General features: G+C 69.7%; 14 protein-coding genes. 7 read left to right on the plus strand and 7 right to left on the minus strand.

What is annotated here, in order from left to right; genetic code table 11:
* Positions 1-69: 69 nt before the first annotated feature.
* The 6 genes from OG729_RS04005 to OG729_RS04030 all read right to left on the minus strand — a co-directional run bounded on the left by OG729_RS04005 (position 70) and on the right by OG729_RS04030 (position 6,564).
* Positions 70-690, minus strand: a complete 621-nt coding sequence (locus OG729_RS04005; protein WP_360865346.1) for an L-threonylcarbamoyladenylate synthase — start codon at positions 688-690, stop codon at positions 70-72.
* A 245-nt stretch (positions 691-935) separates the two neighbouring features.
* Positions 936-1,754 (minus strand): AfsR/SARP family transcriptional regulator, encoded by an 819-nt coding sequence (locus tag OG729_RS04010; RefSeq protein ID WP_360865349.1) that lies wholly within the window; start codon positions 1,752-1,754, stop codon positions 936-938.
* 283 nt (positions 1,755-2,037) lie between these two features.
* Entirely contained in the window at positions 2,038-3,255 is a 1,218-nt protein-coding gene (locus OG729_RS04015; protein WP_405804317.1) for an alpha/beta hydrolase family protein, read from the minus strand.
* A gap of 121 nt (positions 3,256-3,376) precedes the next feature.
* The gene (locus OG729_RS04020; protein WP_360865354.1) at positions 3,377-4,042 is read right to left on the minus strand and encodes a TetR/AcrR family transcriptional regulator; all 666 of its coding nucleotides are present in this window, start codon (positions 4,040-4,042) and stop codon (positions 3,377-3,379) included.
* A 57-nt stretch (positions 4,043-4,099) separates the two neighbouring features.
* Complete coding sequence (locus tag OG729_RS04025; protein WP_405804319.1) at positions 4,100-5,698, minus strand: MFS transporter; 1,599 nt, start codon at positions 5,696-5,698, stop codon at positions 4,100-4,102.
* Positions 5,699-5,841: 143 nt separating this feature from the next.
* On the minus strand, positions 5,842-6,564 hold the full coding sequence (locus tag OG729_RS04030; RefSeq protein WP_360865359.1) for a 4'-phosphopantetheinyl transferase superfamily protein: 723 nt from the start codon (positions 6,562-6,564) through the stop codon (positions 5,842-5,844).
* 298 nt (positions 6,565-6,862) lie between these two features.
* On the opposite strand from OG729_RS04030, the gene OG729_RS04035 reads away from it, so the two are divergent.
* From OG729_RS04035 to OG729_RS04065, 7 genes are read left to right on the plus strand one after another with little or no spacing between them, the layout of a single operon-like run.
* Positions 6,863-8,662 carry a fatty acyl-AMP ligase gene (locus OG729_RS04035; protein WP_405804320.1) on the plus strand — a complete coding sequence of 600 codons (1,800 nt, stop codon included), beginning with the start codon at positions 6,863-6,865 and terminating at the stop codon, positions 8,660-8,662.
* A gap of 30 nt (positions 8,663-8,692) precedes the next feature.
* Positions 8,693-9,007: an acyl carrier protein gene (locus OG729_RS04040; RefSeq protein WP_360865364.1), complete on the plus strand. Its 315-nt coding sequence runs from the start codon at positions 8,693-8,695 to the stop codon at positions 9,005-9,007.
* Positions 9,004-12,033: a type I polyketide synthase gene (locus tag OG729_RS04045; RefSeq protein ID WP_405804322.1), complete on the plus strand. Its 3,030-nt coding sequence runs from the start codon at positions 9,004-9,006 to the stop codon at positions 12,031-12,033. Before OG729_RS04040 ends, OG729_RS04045 begins: the two co-directional genes overlap by 4 nt.
* Positions 12,030-13,052, plus strand: coding sequence for a 3-oxoacyl-ACP synthase III family protein (locus OG729_RS04050; RefSeq protein ID WP_405804324.1), 1,023 nt, complete (start codon positions 12,030-12,032; stop codon positions 13,050-13,052). Before OG729_RS04045 ends, OG729_RS04050 begins: the two co-directional genes overlap by 4 nt.
* The gene (locus OG729_RS04055) at positions 13,049-15,010 is read left to right on the plus strand and encodes an HAD-IIIC family phosphatase (RefSeq protein WP_405804326.1); all 1,962 of its coding nucleotides are present in this window, start codon (positions 13,049-13,051) and stop codon (positions 15,008-15,010) included. The genes OG729_RS04050 and OG729_RS04055 overlap by 4 nt, the downstream gene beginning before the upstream one ends.
* Positions 15,007-15,246 carry a phosphopantetheine-binding protein gene (locus OG729_RS04060; RefSeq protein WP_360865375.1) on the plus strand — a complete coding sequence of 80 codons (240 nt, stop codon included), beginning with the start codon at positions 15,007-15,009 and terminating at the stop codon, positions 15,244-15,246. Before OG729_RS04055 ends, OG729_RS04060 begins: the two co-directional genes overlap by 4 nt.
* Positions 15,243-16,049: a thioesterase II family protein gene (locus OG729_RS04065; RefSeq protein WP_405804327.1), complete on the plus strand. Its 807-nt coding sequence runs from the start codon at positions 15,243-15,245 to the stop codon at positions 16,047-16,049. Before OG729_RS04060 ends, OG729_RS04065 begins: the two co-directional genes overlap by 4 nt.
* Here the strand turns inward: OG729_RS04065 and OG729_RS04070 are convergent.
* Positions 16,012-16,866, minus strand: a complete 855-nt coding sequence (locus OG729_RS04070; RefSeq protein ID WP_405804328.1) for an MBL fold metallo-hydrolase — start codon at positions 16,864-16,866, stop codon at positions 16,012-16,014. The two genes, OG729_RS04065 and OG729_RS04070, sit on opposite strands and share 38 nt — an antisense overlap.
* Positions 16,867-16,912: the final 46 nt, after the last annotated feature.

Consider the following 16,912-nt stretch of genomic DNA (forward strand, 5'->3'; position numbering starts at 1 on the left):
ATGGGCACCCGTGCCCGTTACCGCGTCGGCTCACGCAGGGCCGGGCTCGTGGTGATGCCGTCGGCGCGACTACTCGAACCGCGCGGTGTCGCCCGCCCCTCGGCGTACGATCTCGAGTTCGCCGCCGGAGAAGTCGATGACCGTGGTCGGCTCGGTGCCGCAGTCGCCCGAGTCGACCACGGCGTCCACCACGTGGTCGAGCCGTTCCTTGATCTCCCAGCCCTGTGTCATCGGCTCGTCCTCGTCGGGCAGGAGCAGGGTGCTGGAGAGAAGCGGCTCACCGAGTTCGGCGAGCAGGGCCTGAGCGACGGCATGGTCGGGAATCCGGACTCCGACGGTCTTCTTCTTCGGGTGCAGCAGCTGGCGCGGCACCTCCTTCGTCGCGGGGAGGATGAAGGTGTAACTGCCGGGCGTCGCTGCCTTGATCGCGCGGAACACGTCATTGTCGACGTGCACGAACTGACCCAGCTGCGCGAAGTTCTGGCACACAAGGGTGAAGTGGTGACGATCGTCGAGGTTCCGAATGGACCGGATCCGGCCGATGCCGTCACGACTGCCCAACCGGCATCCCAGTGCGTAACAGGAGTCCGTCGGGTAGGCGACGAGCGCACCGGACCGGATACTGTCAGCCACATTGCTGATGGTGCGCCGCTGAGGATTCTCGGGGTGCACGTCGAAATACTTCGCCATCCGCCGAGTCTAGGTCCTTTCCCGGTCGATCAGGCCGGATCAGTGAGTGGGGGTCCCCCCACGCCCCCAGGGCGTAGGGGGAGGGTCTGGTGCGTGCAGATGCAAGCCGGAGGATGGGGGTCCCCCCGCCGAGGGAGCCCGACGCCGAAGGACTGGAGGAGGTCTTCGGCGGCACCGGTGAGGGCCGCGAGGACAGCCTGCAAGGAGGCGGAGGGGCCGAGGCACACATCAGCGTGCCCCGGCCCTCAGCGGAGGGAAGGCGTCATGCCTCCGGCCACGAGCCCGGCCGGATCGGCGCGGAGGATGGCCTCCTGGGCGAGGCGCAGCGGTGGGCCCGGTTCGATCCCCAGCTCATCCCTGATGATCTTGCGCGCCCTGCGGTACACGCCCAGTGCGTCGCCCTGGCGGCCCACCCGGTACAGGGCGGCCATCAGCTGCCGGTAGAAGGGCTCCCGCAGCGGATGCTGGACCACCAGGCCCTTGAGTTCCTCGATCGCGGCGTAGTGGCGGCCGAGCGCCAGGGCCGACTCGATATTCAGCTCGATGCAGTTGAGCCGTTTTTCCTCCTCGACGGCCGCGAACGAGTTGATCTCCAGAGAACCCGCAATGCCGTCGAGAACAGGCCCCCGCCAGAGAGCGAGGGCCTGTCCAAGATGCTCCGAGGCGCCGAGGTAGTCGGCGGCGAAGTACCGGACTCTGCCGTTCTCGTAGAGCTCGTCGAACAGCCGTACGTCGAGCTGAGCCCTCCCCACATCCAGAATGTAGCCGGGCGATACCGTCATGATCGGCGGCGGCCCGCTTCCGGGTTCACCGAGGAGTTTTCGCAATTGCGAAACATATACGCGCAGGCTCGCGGTCGCGGAGCGCGGCGGGCGCTGCTCCCACAACTCGGCGACCAGTTTGTCTCCCGGTACGGCCTCCCCCGCTCGAACGGTCAGCAGTGCAAGCAGTTTGGCGATCTTCGGTGGCGCAGGCGTCAGGTCGACATCGCCGCGGGTCACCCTCAGCCGGCCGAGCACCTGATAGCGCAGCGGTTGGCCGGATTGTGCGAAGTGCAGGGACACAGAAACCCCCTGAATGCGCGCGACGCATTCAACTAGTTCGAAATCCCCCGTATAATCTCGGATGCCTGACGGAGCACGCTATTTCTATAAACACCATAGCCCTGCGGTAGTTACGTGGTCATTAAATGGAAGATAACAGCCGCAGCGGAGTCCGAATGTCTTATTCCAGCCATTGACTCAGCCGGAATTGAATTGTTGAAATGTTGGCGGCAGAGCGGTAAGAGGCGGCCGGCTCGGGGAATCCCCCCTCGCGGGCCGCCTCTCGTCGGGCCTGTGCGTCACATCAGACGACGGACACCCGCTCAGGGGCGAGTGTCTCGGCCAGCCAGGAGAACAACCGCTCGTGGTACAGGGTCATGGCGCCCGAGTGGCAGTGCGCGCCCCCGCCCTCGTCGGCGGTGAAGACGTGCAGCGACTTGGCGCTGTTCAGCCCCGTGTACACCTTCTTCGCGTGTTCAAGACCGGCGAAGAACATGTCCTCCTCGGCGTCGAGCACGAGCACGGGACAGCGCACATGTCCCACGACCTCGGAGAGGTTGAAAGCGGGCATGCGGCGCAGCAGTTCGGCGGGGGTTTGTACGCCGAACGTCCACAGCGCCTGCCGCAACAGCCAGCGAGTGAAGGTCTGCTGCACGGCGATCCCGTACATGACGGGATTGGCGAACTCGTCGCATCCCTGCTCGACCCACTCCAGCACGAACGGCGGCAGTGCCACCACATCACCGAGCTGCCACACGGCATCGTGCGCCACACATCCGGCCAGCCGGTGCTCGAATGCCGCGGCTCGCACGGCCAGCAGACCGCCGAGGCTGGTACCGACCAGCACGAGGCGTTCAGGGTCCACCCCCGGCTGCGCCAGGGCGAAGTCCACCGCCGGCGTGACCACGTTCTCCCAGTCGGGCCTGAAGGTGAGGCCTTGCTCGCGCAGCACCGAGCCCTGACCGGGGCCCTCGAAACAGAGGCAGTTGTAGCCCCGTGCCAGAGCGGCGGCCGCGACGAAGAAGTAGCCCTCTTCGAGTGTGGAGTCGATCCCGCCGTGGTGGATGAGGGTGGGTCGCGGCCCGGCGGAGTCGTCCGCGCGGTAGAAGTAGCCCGGAAGGGAGCCGTTCTCGTACGGGATCCTGACGGGCTGCGGCGGGCGTTCCATCAGTTCGGCGGCCTGCCCGAAGGTGTCCTGGGAGAGCCGTATCAGTCGGCCGGCCTCGGGGTCGTGTGCCGGGTCGTCGCGCAGGAAGAACTCGGCGGTCCGGTAGTAGTTGTGCGCGCGCAGCAGCGCGGCACGGGCGTCGACGGTTCGCTTCTCGCCGAGTGCCACCGTGCCCATCCGGTGTACGCGCTCGGCCAGGGCGGTCCACTCGCGCCGCCAGGCATCGGTGTCGCCGTTCGGGATGCGCGAGGCGACGGCGATGACCTCGCCGAGCTGTGCGCCGCCGAAGTCGGCGTATCCGGCGGCGCGCAGCGCCTCGTAGTCGAAGGCTGGATCGTCGAAGAGGAATTTCATGGCTGCGGCTCCTGAGAGTGAGGGGGTGGTACAGGGCGGTACGTTGAGCGGGTGCAGGTGCACGTGCGGGTGCGGTGGCTGGTGCGGCTGCGGATGCGGTGGCCGGTGCCGCACGGGACGCCTACCGCGGTTCGGGGTGCGTCCTCGTGCCGTTGAGGAAGGTGTCGACGATCGACTCGGCGAACGCGGCCGACTCCAGTGGCCGCTGCCTCAGGATCAGCCGGGAGAGCATCGGTCCGGTGAGCAGCTCGATGGCCTCGTCCACATCCAGGCCGGGACGCAGCTCTCCGTCGGCGATACCTGCGAGCAGCGCCTGGCGCAGCGCGTCCCGCCGGGCGGCGACCACCGAGTCCTCGAACTGTTCCACCAGTTGCGGGCGGCGCGCTGCCTCGCCGAGCAGTCCGGCGAGCAGGCGGTGCAGGTTGGTGTCCTGACCACGGTGCCGGATCTGGTCGACAAGGGTCACCAGCTTGTCCCGCAGCGGGAGTTCGTCCAGCGGGGGAACGGGAAGGTCGAGACTGCCCAGGGCAGCAAGTACCAGTTCCTCCTTGTTGCGCCAGCGGCGGTAGATGGTGGCGCGGGCGACCCCGGCCCGTTGCGCCACCAGGTCCATGGACAGGGCGCTGAAGCTGCACCCGTCGCCGAGCAGGCCGAGGGTGCTTTCCAGGATCGCCCGGTCCGCAGCGGGATCGCGCTGGCGGCCGCCCCGGGCGGTGCGCCCCCGAGCGGCCGTCGTCCCGGCCCGGCCCCCGGAGCGGGACGACGACCCGGCCCCGGATACGGACATGGGCCGAAGGCCGTCGGGCAAACTGCCCTCGGCCTCCGGCTCAACGTGTGGTGGCATTCATACCTCCGTGGTGTGATTGGTTCTTGCCACTGCCTCCCTGCCCGGACGGGCTTCGCTCGTACGGGCAGGCAGGAGCAGCAGGCTGACGAGGGCGCCGAGAAACGTGACCCCGGCAGCGACAAGAGCGGCAACATGCATGGCGGACACGTAGGAGTCGACGGCCGCGGCAGCCATTCCGGAGCCGCGCGGGCCGAGCGAGGCAGCGACGGCGAGCGTGCTCTCGACCGAGTCCTCGGCCTTGTCGCGGACTCCGCGGGGCAGGGCCGCCAGCTGGTCGGTCACGTTGGAGCGATAGGCAGTGGACAGGACCGAGCCCAGTACGGCGACGCCGAGAGCGCCGCCGACCTGGCGGAACGTGGTGTTGACGGCGGAGCCGGTGCCCGCCCTCTCCCGCGGCAGGGCGGACATGACGGCGGTCGTGGCCGGTGGCATCACACATGCGATGCCGACGCCCAGGACGAACAGGATGGCTTCGAGGACCCATACCTCGGTGTGCTCATCGACGGTGCCCACGGCGAGAAACGCGAGCGTGGTCAGCAGCGTGCCGGTCACGCACACCGGGCGGACCCCGATCCGTTTGGCCGCGAGAGTGGCCGGCGGGGAGAAGGCCAACTGGGCCACGGCCAGGGGAAGCAGGCAGTATCCGGCCTCCAGCGGTGTCCATCCGCGCACGCTCTGCAGATAGAAGACGAGAAAGAAGGTCCCACCGAGCAGCGCGAAGAACACCAGGCCGATGACGGTCACGGCCGCCGAGAAGCGGGGGATGCGGAAGAGGGCGATGTCCAGGGCGGGACGGCGGCTTCGCCGCTCCCACGCGACGAAGGCGGCGAGCACAGTGAGCCCGCCCAGCAAGGGTCCCCACACCTGGGCTTCCGTCCAGTCGTCCGATTCACCGCCCTTGATGACTCCGAACACCAGCAGGGTCAGGCCGACGACGGACAGGGCGACGCCGACCGGGTCGAAGCCGCCGCGCCGTGGGTCTTTGGACTCCGGTACGACGGCGACGGCGGCGACGGTTCCCACCACCACGATCGGGATGTTGATCAGGAAGACGGAGCCCCACCAGAAGTGTTCGAGCAGCGCACCGCCGGCGATGGGTCCGACGGCGACAGCGAGGCCGGCCGCACCGGCCCAAATACCAATGGCCTTGGCGTGCTCGGCGGGCGGGAAGACGTCCATGATGACCGCCAGAGTCGCGGGCATCACCAGCGCGCCGCCGACCCCGAGACCGGCGCGGGCGACGATCAGCTCGTCGGCACTGCCCGCGTAGGCGGACCACAGCGAGCAGCCACCGAAGACGACGAGCCCGGCGAGCAGCGTTCGCTTGCGTCCCCAGCGGTCGGCGAGCACACCGGTGGTGAACAGCAGCGCGGCGAAGACGAGCGTGTAGGAGTCGACCGACCACTGCAGCGCGCTCTGCGAGGCGCCCAGGCCGACGGGTTCGGACTGAGCGAGCGTCTTCAGCGCCACGCTCAGTATGGAGGTGTCGAGGACCACGAGCAGGAGGCTGACGAGCAGCACGCCCAGTACCCACCAGCGGCGGGTGTCGAAGGCGATGGGCGGCTCGACGGTACGGAGTTGGGGTTGCGTCGTCACGGATTCCGCTCCTCGGAAGAAGAGGGTGCTGCGTGAACTGCCGTCTGATGCCGTGCACTTCGACGCTAGGCCCGGTTCACAACCGAGTCAATGGTGTATCGAAACAACCTTGAATCGAAACAACCTTGGCTCGTATCTCGCCATCAGGGTCCGGACTTCGGCCCCACCGCGCACGCGACAACGAAGTGCCCCCCGACGGTGCCGCTTTGGAAGTGCCAGCCCGGTGCGGCCGGACAGCGCCAGAGGGTGGTGCCCCGGCCCACCGACCGCGGCTGGAAGGACACACCCGAGAAGTCCAGTCCCAGCCCGATGCCCAGAGCCTTCGCATACGCCTCCTTGAGCGTCCACAGACGTACGAGCATGCGATTGCGATCGGCGTACGGGAGCAAGCGCAGCGCGGCGAGCTCCTGCGGGTGGCAGACCTTCTCCGGAAGTCCGGGAGTGAGCAGCGACCGGTCGCGCTCCTCCACATCCACGCCGATCCGGCGCCCTCTGGCGACTCCCACCAGCAGCAGACCGGCTGTGTGGCTGATGCCCCCGTCGAAGCCGGCCGGCTCGCGTACGCCGGGGCGACCGCGTGCGCCACGCTCCAGCCTCACGTTCGCCGGGTCGGTGCCACCCGCGGCGGCGACGGCGTGGCGCAACAGCAGCCGGGAGCCGAACAGCCGCGCCCGCGAGACGGGTTCACGCGTCGCCCGATACCTCGGCCAGTCCGCGCCCAGTAGTTCGGGCGAGGGCGCGCACGGGACGGACGCCCAGTCGGCCAGTCGGCCGTGACACACCACGTATCCATGGCGCCGCACGCTCTCGCGGACGGCAGGCCAGTCCCCCGAATCGGGCAGGAGTGGGCCGGCAGAGATGGACACCGCGCCTGGTTCCACCATCGCCACCCTCCCCTCATCTTCCATGGGTTGCGCCTACACCGCGTCACACCAGAGCGGCACCGCGTGCCAACACGTGGCGCACTCAAGTGCGCACCCACTGTTCTAGCGCCTTTGAGCGACGCCGTACGGGAAACGCCGGACCTGCGACGTGCGCATCAAGCACGGCTTTACGCCTCCTTTTCACCGCTCTCCAAAGATGGGCGCAACGGATGGCACTTGGTGCCGTGCGGACTCGTATCCCGTACCGCGGAGCAACCGACAGCGATCGACAGGGGATGAGATGCGCAGGACCTTGACGGACGCCGTACGCGCCGGCGTGGAGCAGTACCCCGAGCGCCTCGCGTTCGTGTACCTGCACGAAGACGACCGGATCATGCGGCCCGAGCGGCTCACCTATGCGGAACTGGACCGCCGCGCCCGCCTCGTGGCCACCCGTCTGCGCGAGGCGTCAAAGAAGGGCGACACAAGCCCGGTACTGCTGCTCTACCCGCCCACACTGGACTTCGTCACCGCGTTCCTCGGCTGCTTCTACGCAGGGCGCACGGCGATCCCCGCGCCACTGCCCGATGAGCCGGGCGAGCGGCTCGCGCGCGTGAGCGGCATCCTGCGCGATGCCTCGGCGGGTGCGGTGCTGACGCTTCCCGAGCACCGTGAGGCTCTCTCCGCATGGCTGGCCGGCGCCGGAGAACAGGAGGTGGCATGTCTCGCGGCCGGTGGTGACTTCGACGGGGATCCCGACGCCTGGTTCCCGCCGCAGGTCCGCGACCAGGAGGTGGCCTTCCTTCAGTACAGCTCGGGCTCCACCAGCACGCCCAAGGGAGTCATGGTCACGCACGCCAATCTGGTTGCCAATCAGGAAGCCATCCGGCGGGCGATGGACACCCAGCAGGGCGTCGTCGCCGGCAGCTGGCTGCCGCTCTACCACGACATGGGCCTGATCGGGATGACCCTGCATCCCCTGTGGATGGGTGGCACGAGCGTCCAGATGTCACCCATCTCCTTCATCAAACAGCCGCACCGCTGGCTGCGCATGATTCACGACTACCGGGTCGAAGGCACCGCTTCGCCCAACTTCGGCTACGAGCTGTGCACTCGCCGGACGACCGAGGAACAGTCCGCCGGGCTCGATCTGTCCAGCCTGCGAGTCGCCCTCAACGGAGCGGAGCCGGTTCGCGCCGACACGATCCGGGCCTTCACCGCCCGCTTCGCGGCCAACGGGCTGCGCCCCGAGGCCATGCTCCCCTGCTACGGCCTGGCCGAGAACACACTGCTGGTCTCCGGAGGCGACACCGCCAGGCAGCATGTCGAACTGACCGTGGACGCCCACTGCCTGGAGCAGGACGAGCTGCAGCCCGCACGGGCCGGTCGGGCGACCAGGACGCTCATCGGCTGCGGCCGCCCCGTGGGCACCGAAGTACTCCTCGTGGACCCGATGACCCTGGAGGTCCTGCCGGAAGCCCGGGTCGGCGAGATATGGCTGCGCGGCACGTCGGTGGCCGCCGGCTACTGGAACCGACCCGAGGAGACCGCCGAGTCCTTCCAGGCGTCAACAGCGGACGGGCGCACCGGGTACTTCCGCACCGGCGACCTCGGCGCCCTGCTCGGCGGGGAGTTGTATGTCACCGGGCGGATCAAGGAGATGCTCATCCACCACGGCCGCAACCTCTACCCGCAGGACATCGAGCATGCCGTCCAGGACTCGGGACCCGCCTTCCGCAAGGGCGGTGGCGCCGTGTTCACCGTCGCCGGCAGCGAGGCCGAACGCGACCACGTGGTCGTGGTGCAGGAAATCCGCCCGCACGCCTACGACGAGCCGGATCTGCCGGGACTCGCCGTGTCGGTACGGGAGTTGGTGAGCCGCCAGTTCCAGCTGCCCGCCGCGAACGTGGTCCTGGTGCGCCCCGGTGTGATCCGCAAGACGACCAGCGGCAAGACACAGCGCACCCTGATGCGGCAGCTCTTCCTCGACGGCGCTCTGCCCGCCCTGCACCAACGCCTGGAACAACCGGTCGCGGCCCTGATCGACGGCGGCGCCGACGACAGCCCGGAGTCCGCCTCGCTTGCCGCCCCCGGCCGCTGAGATCCGAACGTCCCAAGGGAGAGGTACGCCATGCCCATCGCCCCCGAAACCCGCGCCGAGAATCTGGACCTCGTACTGCCGGACCTGACTGCTTCGGAGCTCGAGCAGTGGCTCACCGATCGCGTGGCCTTCCATCTGCACCGGCCCGCCGAAGAGATCGATCCGGACACGCCGCTCGCCGACTACGGCATCGACTCGGTCGCGGCCATCGGCATCTGCGGTGAGATAGAGGCACGCCATCAGCTGTCGGTCTCCGCGACGATCGCCTACGACTTCCCCACGGTCCGGGCGATCAGTACGCACCTCGCCGAACGCCTCAACGGCGAAGCCGGAGCGGCGTCATGACCGAGCGCGAACCGGTCGCGGTCGTCGGCCTCGACTGCCGCTTCCCCGGGGCCCGCGACGCCAAGGAGTTCTGGGAACTCCTCATGGAGGGCCGCGACGGCACCCTTCGCATCCCGGAACAGCGCTGGGACGCGGACCGTTACTACGCGGCGCCCCCGACAGCTCCCACCAGTACGTCCGAGGCCCGGCCGCCCGGCCGCAGCAATACCGTGCGCGGCGGCTTCCTCGACGATCCGGACTCCTTCGACCCCCAGTTCTTCGGCATCGCCCCGCGGGAGGCGGCTGCCATGGACCCGCAGCAGCGGCTGCTGCTGCAGTGCTCCTGGCGCGCCATCGAGGACGCGACGGTCCCGCCCGAGGAGCTGGCCGGCACCAACACCGGAGTGTTCGTCGGAGTCATGGCCAATGAATGGGCGTATCTGCAGCTGTCGGACTACGACAGGATCACCGCCCGCTACGGCTCCGGCAACGGCTACTTCATGGGCGCCAACCGGGTCTCGTACCACCTCGACCTCAAAGGCCCCAGCCTGGCGGTGGACACGGCCTGCTCGTCCTCACTCGTCGCCGTCCATCTCGCGGCCGGCGCGCTGCGCGCGGGCGACTGCGACTACGCGCTGGCGGCGGGCACCAACCTGATCATGACGCCCGTCATCAACATCTTCTACTCCCAGGCGGGCCTCTCGGCGCCCGACGGACGGTGCAAACCCTTCAGCGCCGCGGCCGACGGCATCGGACGGGCCGAGGGCGTCGCGGTCCTCGTACTGCGCCGCCTCAGTGACGCCCTGGCCGACCGCCAACCCGTGTACGCCGTGCTGCGCGGCAGCGGGGTCAACCAGGACGGCCGCAGCAATGGGATCACCGCCCCCAACCGGTGGGCCCAGCAGCAACTCATCGAGAGGGTCTGGCAGTCGGCCGCGGTCACCGCGGACGACATCCACTTCATCGAGGCGCACGGCACCGGCACCCTCCTCGGCGACATGATGGAGGCGCAGGCGCTCGGTCACCTGACCACCGGCCGCAGCGGCGGGAGCATCGCCCTGGGCTCGGTCAAGAGCAACTTCGGCCATGCGGAGGGAGCGGCCGGGATCGCCGGGGTCGTCAAGTCGGTGCTCGCCCTGCAGCACCGGACGGTGCCGCCCAGCCGATTCGCCGAGAACGAGAACCCCAAGCTCCAACTGGCCGAGCGACGGCTGTCGCTGCTCAAGTCCCCGCTGCGGCTTCCGTCGGGCACTGTGCACGCCGCTGTCAGCAGCTTCGGCATGGGCGGCACCAACGCGCACGCGGTCCTGTCCTCCGCGCCTCGTTCGGCACACCCCTCGGGTGGCGGGGCACCGGGGGTGTTCACCGTGTCCGCCCGCTCCGCACGACAGCTGCGCCCCAACCTGCTGGCCCAGGCCGAAGCCCTGGCGCGCGTGCCCGAGGACCGGCTGGCCCAACTGTGCTGGACCAGCAACCGGGTCAAGTCCCGGCTGCCGCACCGCGTGGCCGTCGCCGCCGCGGGCCTGCCCGAGCTGGTGGCCGGGCTGCGCGAGGCGGCGGAGCGCGCCGATGACGGCGGGCCGGCCGGCAGCGCCCGGCGGGGGGCACCCGCGGTGGCGTTCGCCTTCACGGGCCAGGGCGCGCAGCACCCCCGTATGGCCGCTTCCTGGTATGCCTCCTCCCCCGTCTACGCACGGCTGTTCGACGAGATCGACAAGATGCTCGCCGCCCACCTCGGTCTTTCGGTGCGCGACGCGGTGCTGGACGGCGACCCGGGCATCGACCGTACGGGTCTGGCTCAGCCGGCTCTGTTCGCCGTGGAGTACGCGATGGCGGGCACCCTCGTCGAGGCCGGGATCAAACCCTCGTTCGTCATCGGCCACAGCATCGGCGAGTTCGCGGCCGCATGCACGGCCGGTGCGCTCGACGCCTCGGACGCCGCCAGGCTGGTCGCGCGCCGGGGTGCCCTGATGGATGCGCTCCCCGACGGCGGCGGCATGCTCGCCGTATCTCTCGGCCCAGCCGAGGTGCAGCCGCTGCTGGCTGAGCGTGCACAGCTGTGCGTTGCCGCGGTCAACGGGCTCGACAGCACGGTCGTCGCCGGCGATCTCACCGAACTGGAGGCGCTGCGGGCCACATTGGCCGAGCGGAGCATCGCCTCGCGTCCGCTGACCGTCTCGCACGCCTTCCACTCGCCGCTCATGCAGCCCGTCGTGGAGGACTTCCGCCACGAGGCCGATGTGCCGGTGCACCGGCCCACCGTGCCCTTCTTCTCGACCGTGCACGGGCGCCGGCTGGCCGACGACGAGGTCATGGACGCGGACTACTGGGCGCAGCAGATCACCGCGCCGGTACGGTTCGCCGACGCGGCAGCCGGGTTGTTCACCGCCGGAGCCACCCACATCGTGGAAATCGGTCCGCGCGCCGCCCTCACCCCGCTGCTCGCCCGGCTGAAGCCGGCCACCGGTCACCCGGTGAGCTGCCACGCCGCTCACCGCGGACACCGCGCGCCGCAGCACCCGATGCACCAGCTCATCGGGGAGCTGTGGTGCGCCGGACTCACCCCCGACTGGGACGCGCTCTACCAGGAGACAGCCCGGGTGCCGCGCCGACTGCCGCCGTACGTCTTCGACAACACCTTCCGCGCCTGGCGCACCGCCGACGCCCCCGAACTGCCCGTGTCCACACCCCTCTCATTGGACGCGGCAGCCGCGGTACCGCCCACGGCGGATCGCGGAGAATCGTGCCCGCCGGCCCGCCCCGGTGACCCCCCGCACCTCGTGGCTGAGGTGACGCACCGTCTGGTCTGCCGGGTCGGCGGGCACGAACCGTCCCAGGTACACAGCCGTTCCCGCCTGCACGAGGACCTCGGCTTCGACTCGATCCAGGTGATGGAGCTCAAGACCCGCATCGAGAACGAACTCCCGCAGGTCGGCACTCTCCCGATCGAGGAGCTGCTCGCGAGCCTGGAGACAGTGGGCGACCTCACCGGCTATCTGCGCGACCGTCTCCTGACACCGTCCGTACCGGAAGGAACGCGCTCATGACCGTACCCACGGCGCACCTCGCTTCGGTCGGCACCTGTCTGCCGGGAGAACCCGTCGACAACGCGACACTGGCCAAGCTCGTCGGCATCGACGAGCAGTGGGCCGAGATGCTCATCGGCAACATCAGCAGGTACTTCGCCGTCGATCTGGCGACCGGTCACGTGCGGCACAGCCTCACCGACATCGCCACGACCGCCGCGGACCGGGCCCTTGCGCAGGCCGGGCTGGACCCCGGCGACATCGACTGCATCGTCATGGGCACCGCCACCCCGGACCAGCTGATGCCCGCCACCGTGAACCTCGTGGCGGACCGTCTCGGCATCGACAACGTCCCCACCTATCAGCTCCAGTCCGGCTGCGCGGGGGCCATTCAGGCACTCGACGTGGCCCGCACTCTGCTGCTTGCCGGACGCTGTGCGACGGTGCTGGTGATCGGCGGCGATGTGTGTGCCAAACACCTGGAGACCGACTTCGACCCCGGCTCCCGCAGCTCCGCCGAACTCGTCAACTATGTCCTCTTCGGCGACGGCGCCGGTGCCGCCGTGCTCAGTACCGAGTCCTTCGGCCAGCGCATCGAGATCCGCCAGGTGCTCAACCGGCTGGTGGGACTCGGCAAGAAGCCGGGACAGGTCATCGACTGGTTCGGCCTCGCCGACCGGCACACGGACCGGACGGTGGTCTCCGAGGACTACAAGGCCATCGAAGCGGCGGTGCCCGCCCTGGCCTCGCAGATGTTCTGGGAGCTCCTCGCCGACCTGGGCTGGACGCCCGACCAGGTGGACTATCTGCTGCCGCCCCAGCTGTCCGGCCGGATGAGCGACCGGATCTCCGAGGGGATGCCTGCCCCCGGCGCCCGGCGCATCAACGTCGTGCGCACCGTCGGCAACAACGGCAACGCCCTCCCGTTCCTCCAGCTCGCCGAGCTCACCGAGCAATGGCAGGGGCCAGGGCGCGCCGTCACGGTCGCCGTCGAATCGAGCAAGTGGATCAAGTCCGGCATCGCCTTGGAGCGCACATGACCACGACGCAACACACCGATGCCGCCACGACCACCGCTGTCGCCACCGCGGGCGGCAGCGGTGCCTGGCAGGATCCCGCGGCGCTGCGCACGTTGCGCGGCCTGTACGCCAGGGGCAGGCTGGAGGCGGAGTACGGATCCGTCCGCACCCTGCTCGCCCGTATGCCGCAGAGCGATCTGCCGGCGGCGGGCCAGCTGCTGGCCCGCCTCGACCTCGACGCGATCCGCCGGCACGGCCCCGATCTGCCGGTCGTCACCGTCGCCGTCACCGGCCAGTCCACCGTCTCCCCGCTCGTCGCCCCGCTCACCGCCGAACTCGCCCGGCACGGACTGGTGCTGGACCCGGTGGTATCGCCCTACGGCTCGTATCTGCACGACCTGCTGAGTCCCGCGGCACCCGCCGACAGTGCCGGGCAGCCCGCGCTCACGCTGTGCATCCTCGACCCGCACACGGTCTTCGAGGAGGTGTCCGTTCCCTGGACGGTCGATGACGTCGAGGCCGCGGCCCGACGCAGACTGGCGCTCCTTTCCGAGGCCGTACGCACCCACCAGGACAGCGGCCGGGGGCCCTTGGTACTCAACACCGTGCCGTTGCTGCACCGCCATGCGCACCAGCTGGTCGACCTGCGCTCGCGGGCCCGGCTCGGCGCCGTGTGGCGCGATTTCAACAGCGGGTTGCTCGCCCTCGCCCACGAGCATCCCGGGCTGGCCGTCATCGACCTCGACCCCCTGGTGAGCCTGGGCACACCTGCGTACGAGCCGCGCACCGGCCTGTACGCCAAGGCCAGGCTGGCCGAGGGCCTGCTCGCCGACTACGCACGCGAGGTCGGCCATCTCGTCCTGGGCCGCCTGGGCAGAACCCGCAAGTGCCTGGTGCTGGATCTGGACGGCACGCTGTGGGGCGGAGTGCTCGGCGAGGAGGGCCCGGACGGCATCGAGCTCGGCGGCGGGTTCCGCGGGGAGGCGTTCCTGGAGTTCCAGCGAGTGCTTGCCCAGCTCGGCTCGCAGGGCGTGCTGCTCGCCGTCAGCAGCAAGAACGACGCGGGTGCGGTGCGCGAGGCGCTGCGCGACCACCCCGCGATGCGGCTGCGCGAGGACGAGTTCGTCTGCGTGAACGCCAACTGGTCGGCCAAGCACGACAATCTGCGCGACATCGCCGAGCGGCTGGGCCTCGGCCTGGACAGTTTCGTCTTCGTCGACGACAGCCTCTTCGAATGCGGCCTGGTCAGGGAGCAGCTGCCGGAGGTCGCGGTGATCCGCGTCGACGAGGAGCCCGCCCTGCACCCGACCGCGCTGCTCGCCGACGGCTGGTTCAATCTGCACCGGCTCACCGAGGAGGACCGGGAGCGGGCGGGCCGCTACCGTACGGAAACCCGGCGGCAGGAGTTCCGCGAGGACGTCGGCTCCTACCAGGACTATCTGGACGGCCTCGGCATCGAGGTCACCGTACGGCCGGTTTCCCCGGCGGAGATACCGCGCGTCTCCCAACTCACCCTGCGCACCAATCAGTTCCACCTCGCCACCGAGCGCCTGCAGGTGCCGCAGGTGCACGCGTTGGCCGAACAGCCGGGCGCCGACGTGCTCGTGGTGTCCGCCCGCGACCGGTTCGGCGACCACGGCCTGGTCGGGGCGGTGTTTCTGCGCCGCGAGGGCGAGGAACTGCGCATCGACAACTACGTGCTGAGCTGTCGGGTCTTCTCGCGGGGCATCGAGAGCGCGTGCCTGAGCGCGGTGCTCGCACACGCCCGTTCCACCGGCGCCCGCAGCGCGGCCGGCCGCTATCTGCCCACGCCCAGGAACGCCGCCTTCGCCTCCTTCTACACCGATCACGGCTTCGTCCCCGCCGGTCCCGACCCGCAGGACCCCGAGGGCGCGTTCTTCCGGCACGACCTGCGCGACGTCGCCCCCGCCCCCGCCCATCTGCGGCTGCACACCGCCCTCGTAGGAGATCACACATGACCACCGCTATCGCCGACCCCGTTCAGTTCTGCACGCTCCTGGGGGAGGAACTCGGCTTCCACGTCACGCCCGAGGATCTCGACCTTCCGTTGGACGATGTACTCGAGTGGGACTCGGTGCATCTGCTGCGCCTGGTCACTGTCCTGGAGAGCGTCACCGGCCGGCGCATCCCGGTGGCAGAACTGCTGGAGTCCACCACCTTCCGGCAGATGTACGACGTGGTGGCCCGCACATGACAACGGTCACCGCGATGCCGAGCTGCCTCGTCCGGGCACCCCGTGAGGGCGTCCCGCTGCGGCTGTTCTGCTTCCACCACGCGGGCGGGGGCGCCTCGTTCTTCGCCTCGTGGCGCGACCGGGTGCCACCCGAAGTGGACGTAGTACCAGTGCAGTTGCCCGGTCGCGAGTCCCGCTTCCGCGAACGCCGTTTCCGCGATGCCGGGCGGCTGGCCGAGTCCCTTGAACGCGAACTCTCCCCGTGGCTCGACCAGCCGTACGCCGTCTACGGCCACAGCATGGGCGCCCTGGTGGCCTTCGCAGTGGTGGCGGCCCGGATGCGGGGCGGCGGCCGGGCACCACGGACGCTGTACGTCGGCGCCTACGGCGCCCCGCATCTGACTCCCCCGCTGCCGCCGGCCGACCGGTACGCGGACGCGGACCTCGCCCGTTTCCTGGTGGACGTCGGAGGGCTGAACCCGCTGTTCCTCGGCCGGGACGACTGGCTGGGAGCCCTGCTGCCCATCATCCGGGACGACTTGCGCATCTGCGCCAGCCACCGGCGGGCGGGGCTGCCGGATCCGGACGACGAGGGGGCGCGGCTGCCGCTCGACATCCATGCCTTCGCGGGTCAGGACGATCCGCTGGTTGACCCGGGGTCCGTGCGGTCCTGGGAGCGGTACGCCCGGCGCTTTCGGATGTCCACGGTGCCGGGCGGCCATTTCTTCCCGCGCGAACAGCCCGCGCCGTTCTTCGACGTACTCAACCGCTCCCTGGCGGAACTGATCAACGAGCCGGGCCGACAACGCGCGGAACCCGCGTGATCCGGCGGGTGATCTCCTCGGCGTTCTTCTCGTACATCGTGCGCTGGTCCCGGATGCCGGGCATGACCCACAGCGGGCGTGCCGAACCGTCGGCGAAGGCGAGGCCGTCGGTGTCGGGCCGCAGCCCCGTCAGGGTCAGCGCGAACGGTTCGAGGTAGTCGATCTCATTACCGGAGGTGAGCCGGAAGGGGCGGTCGTGGCCGGGATAGATGACATCGGCCAGATCGACGACCCGTTCGATGCTGCGCGTTGCCAGCTCGGCGTCCCAGAAGACCAGGGGGTTGTGGCGGGTCTGGGCGACATAGGCGAAGTGCAGCGCGTCGCCGGTGATGGCACTGCGTCCTGCGTCGGTGTCCACGAGCACCCCGATGCTCCCGGGTGAATGCCCCGGCAGACCGATGGCGGTGACGCCGGGGATGATCTCCTCCCCGTCCGCGATCTCGCGGACGGGGAGCTGTTCGAGCAGCAGTCCGGTCCATGCGGGGGTTGCCCAGTCGTTGGTGTGCGGCGTGTGTGCGTACCGGCGTTCGTCGGCGTGGATCAGCAGGGTCGCGTGCGGGAACAGATCGATGTTCTGTACGTGGTCCCAGTGGGCGTGTGTGAGCACCACGGTGTCGATGTCCGCTGCCGTGAGCTGCCGGGCGGCGAGCGCGTCCCAGAGGTGGGGACGCCGCCCGACGTGCGCGGCGTCGACGAGGATGTTGCGGACCTGTCCCGCGGCGTCGCTTCCCCGGACCAGGAACACTCCGCAGAAGGCGGGATAGCCCTGATCGGTGTCGATGGCGAAGCCGGGCAGGAGAATGTCGATCGTCGGCATGGAACTCCCTTGTCGCTGGCTGGTGTCGGGGGTGCGCCCGCTGTGT

Source organism: Streptomyces sp. NBC_00210, from assembly GCF_045160975.1.
Taxonomy (GTDB): Bacteria; Actinomycetota; Actinomycetes; order Streptomycetales; family Streptomycetaceae; genus Streptomyces.

What these genes read in the sequence shown, in the direction of transcription:
- OG729_RS04005 (WP_360865346.1), bottom strand. Translation starts at nt 690, where the DNA reads ATGGCGAAGTATTTCGACGTGCACCCCGAGAATCCTCAGCGGCGCACC.
- OG729_RS04015 (WP_405804317.1), bottom strand. Translation starts at nt 3,255, where the DNA reads ATGAAATTCCTCTTCGACGATCCAGCCTTCGACTACGAGGCGCTGCGC.
- OG729_RS04020 (WP_360865354.1), bottom strand. Translation starts at nt 4,042, where the DNA reads ATGTCCGTATCCGGGGCCGGGTCGTCGTCCCGCTCCGGGGGCCGGGCC.
- OG729_RS04035 (WP_405804320.1), top strand. Translation starts at nt 6,863, where the DNA reads ATGCGCAGGACCTTGACGGACGCCGTACGCGCCGGCGTGGAGCAGTAC.
- OG729_RS04040 (WP_360865364.1), top strand. Translation starts at nt 8,693, where the DNA reads ATGCCCATCGCCCCCGAAACCCGCGCCGAGAATCTGGACCTCGTACTG.
- OG729_RS04045 (WP_405804322.1), top strand. Translation starts at nt 9,004, where the DNA reads ATGACCGAGCGCGAACCGGTCGCGGTCGTCGGCCTCGACTGCCGCTTC.
- OG729_RS04050 (WP_405804324.1), top strand. Translation starts at nt 12,030, where the DNA reads ATGACCGTACCCACGGCGCACCTCGCTTCGGTCGGCACCTGTCTGCCG.
- OG729_RS04055 (WP_405804326.1), top strand. Translation starts at nt 13,049, where the DNA reads ATGACCACGACGCAACACACCGATGCCGCCACGACCACCGCTGTCGCC.
- OG729_RS04060 (WP_360865375.1), top strand. Translation starts at nt 15,007, where the DNA reads ATGACCACCGCTATCGCCGACCCCGTTCAGTTCTGCACGCTCCTGGGG.
- OG729_RS04065 (WP_405804327.1), top strand. Translation starts at nt 15,243, where the DNA reads ATGACAACGGTCACCGCGATGCCGAGCTGCCTCGTCCGGGCACCCCGT.
- OG729_RS04070 (WP_405804328.1), bottom strand. Translation starts at nt 16,866, where the DNA reads ATGCCGACGATCGACATTCTCCTGCCCGGCTTCGCCATCGACACCGAT.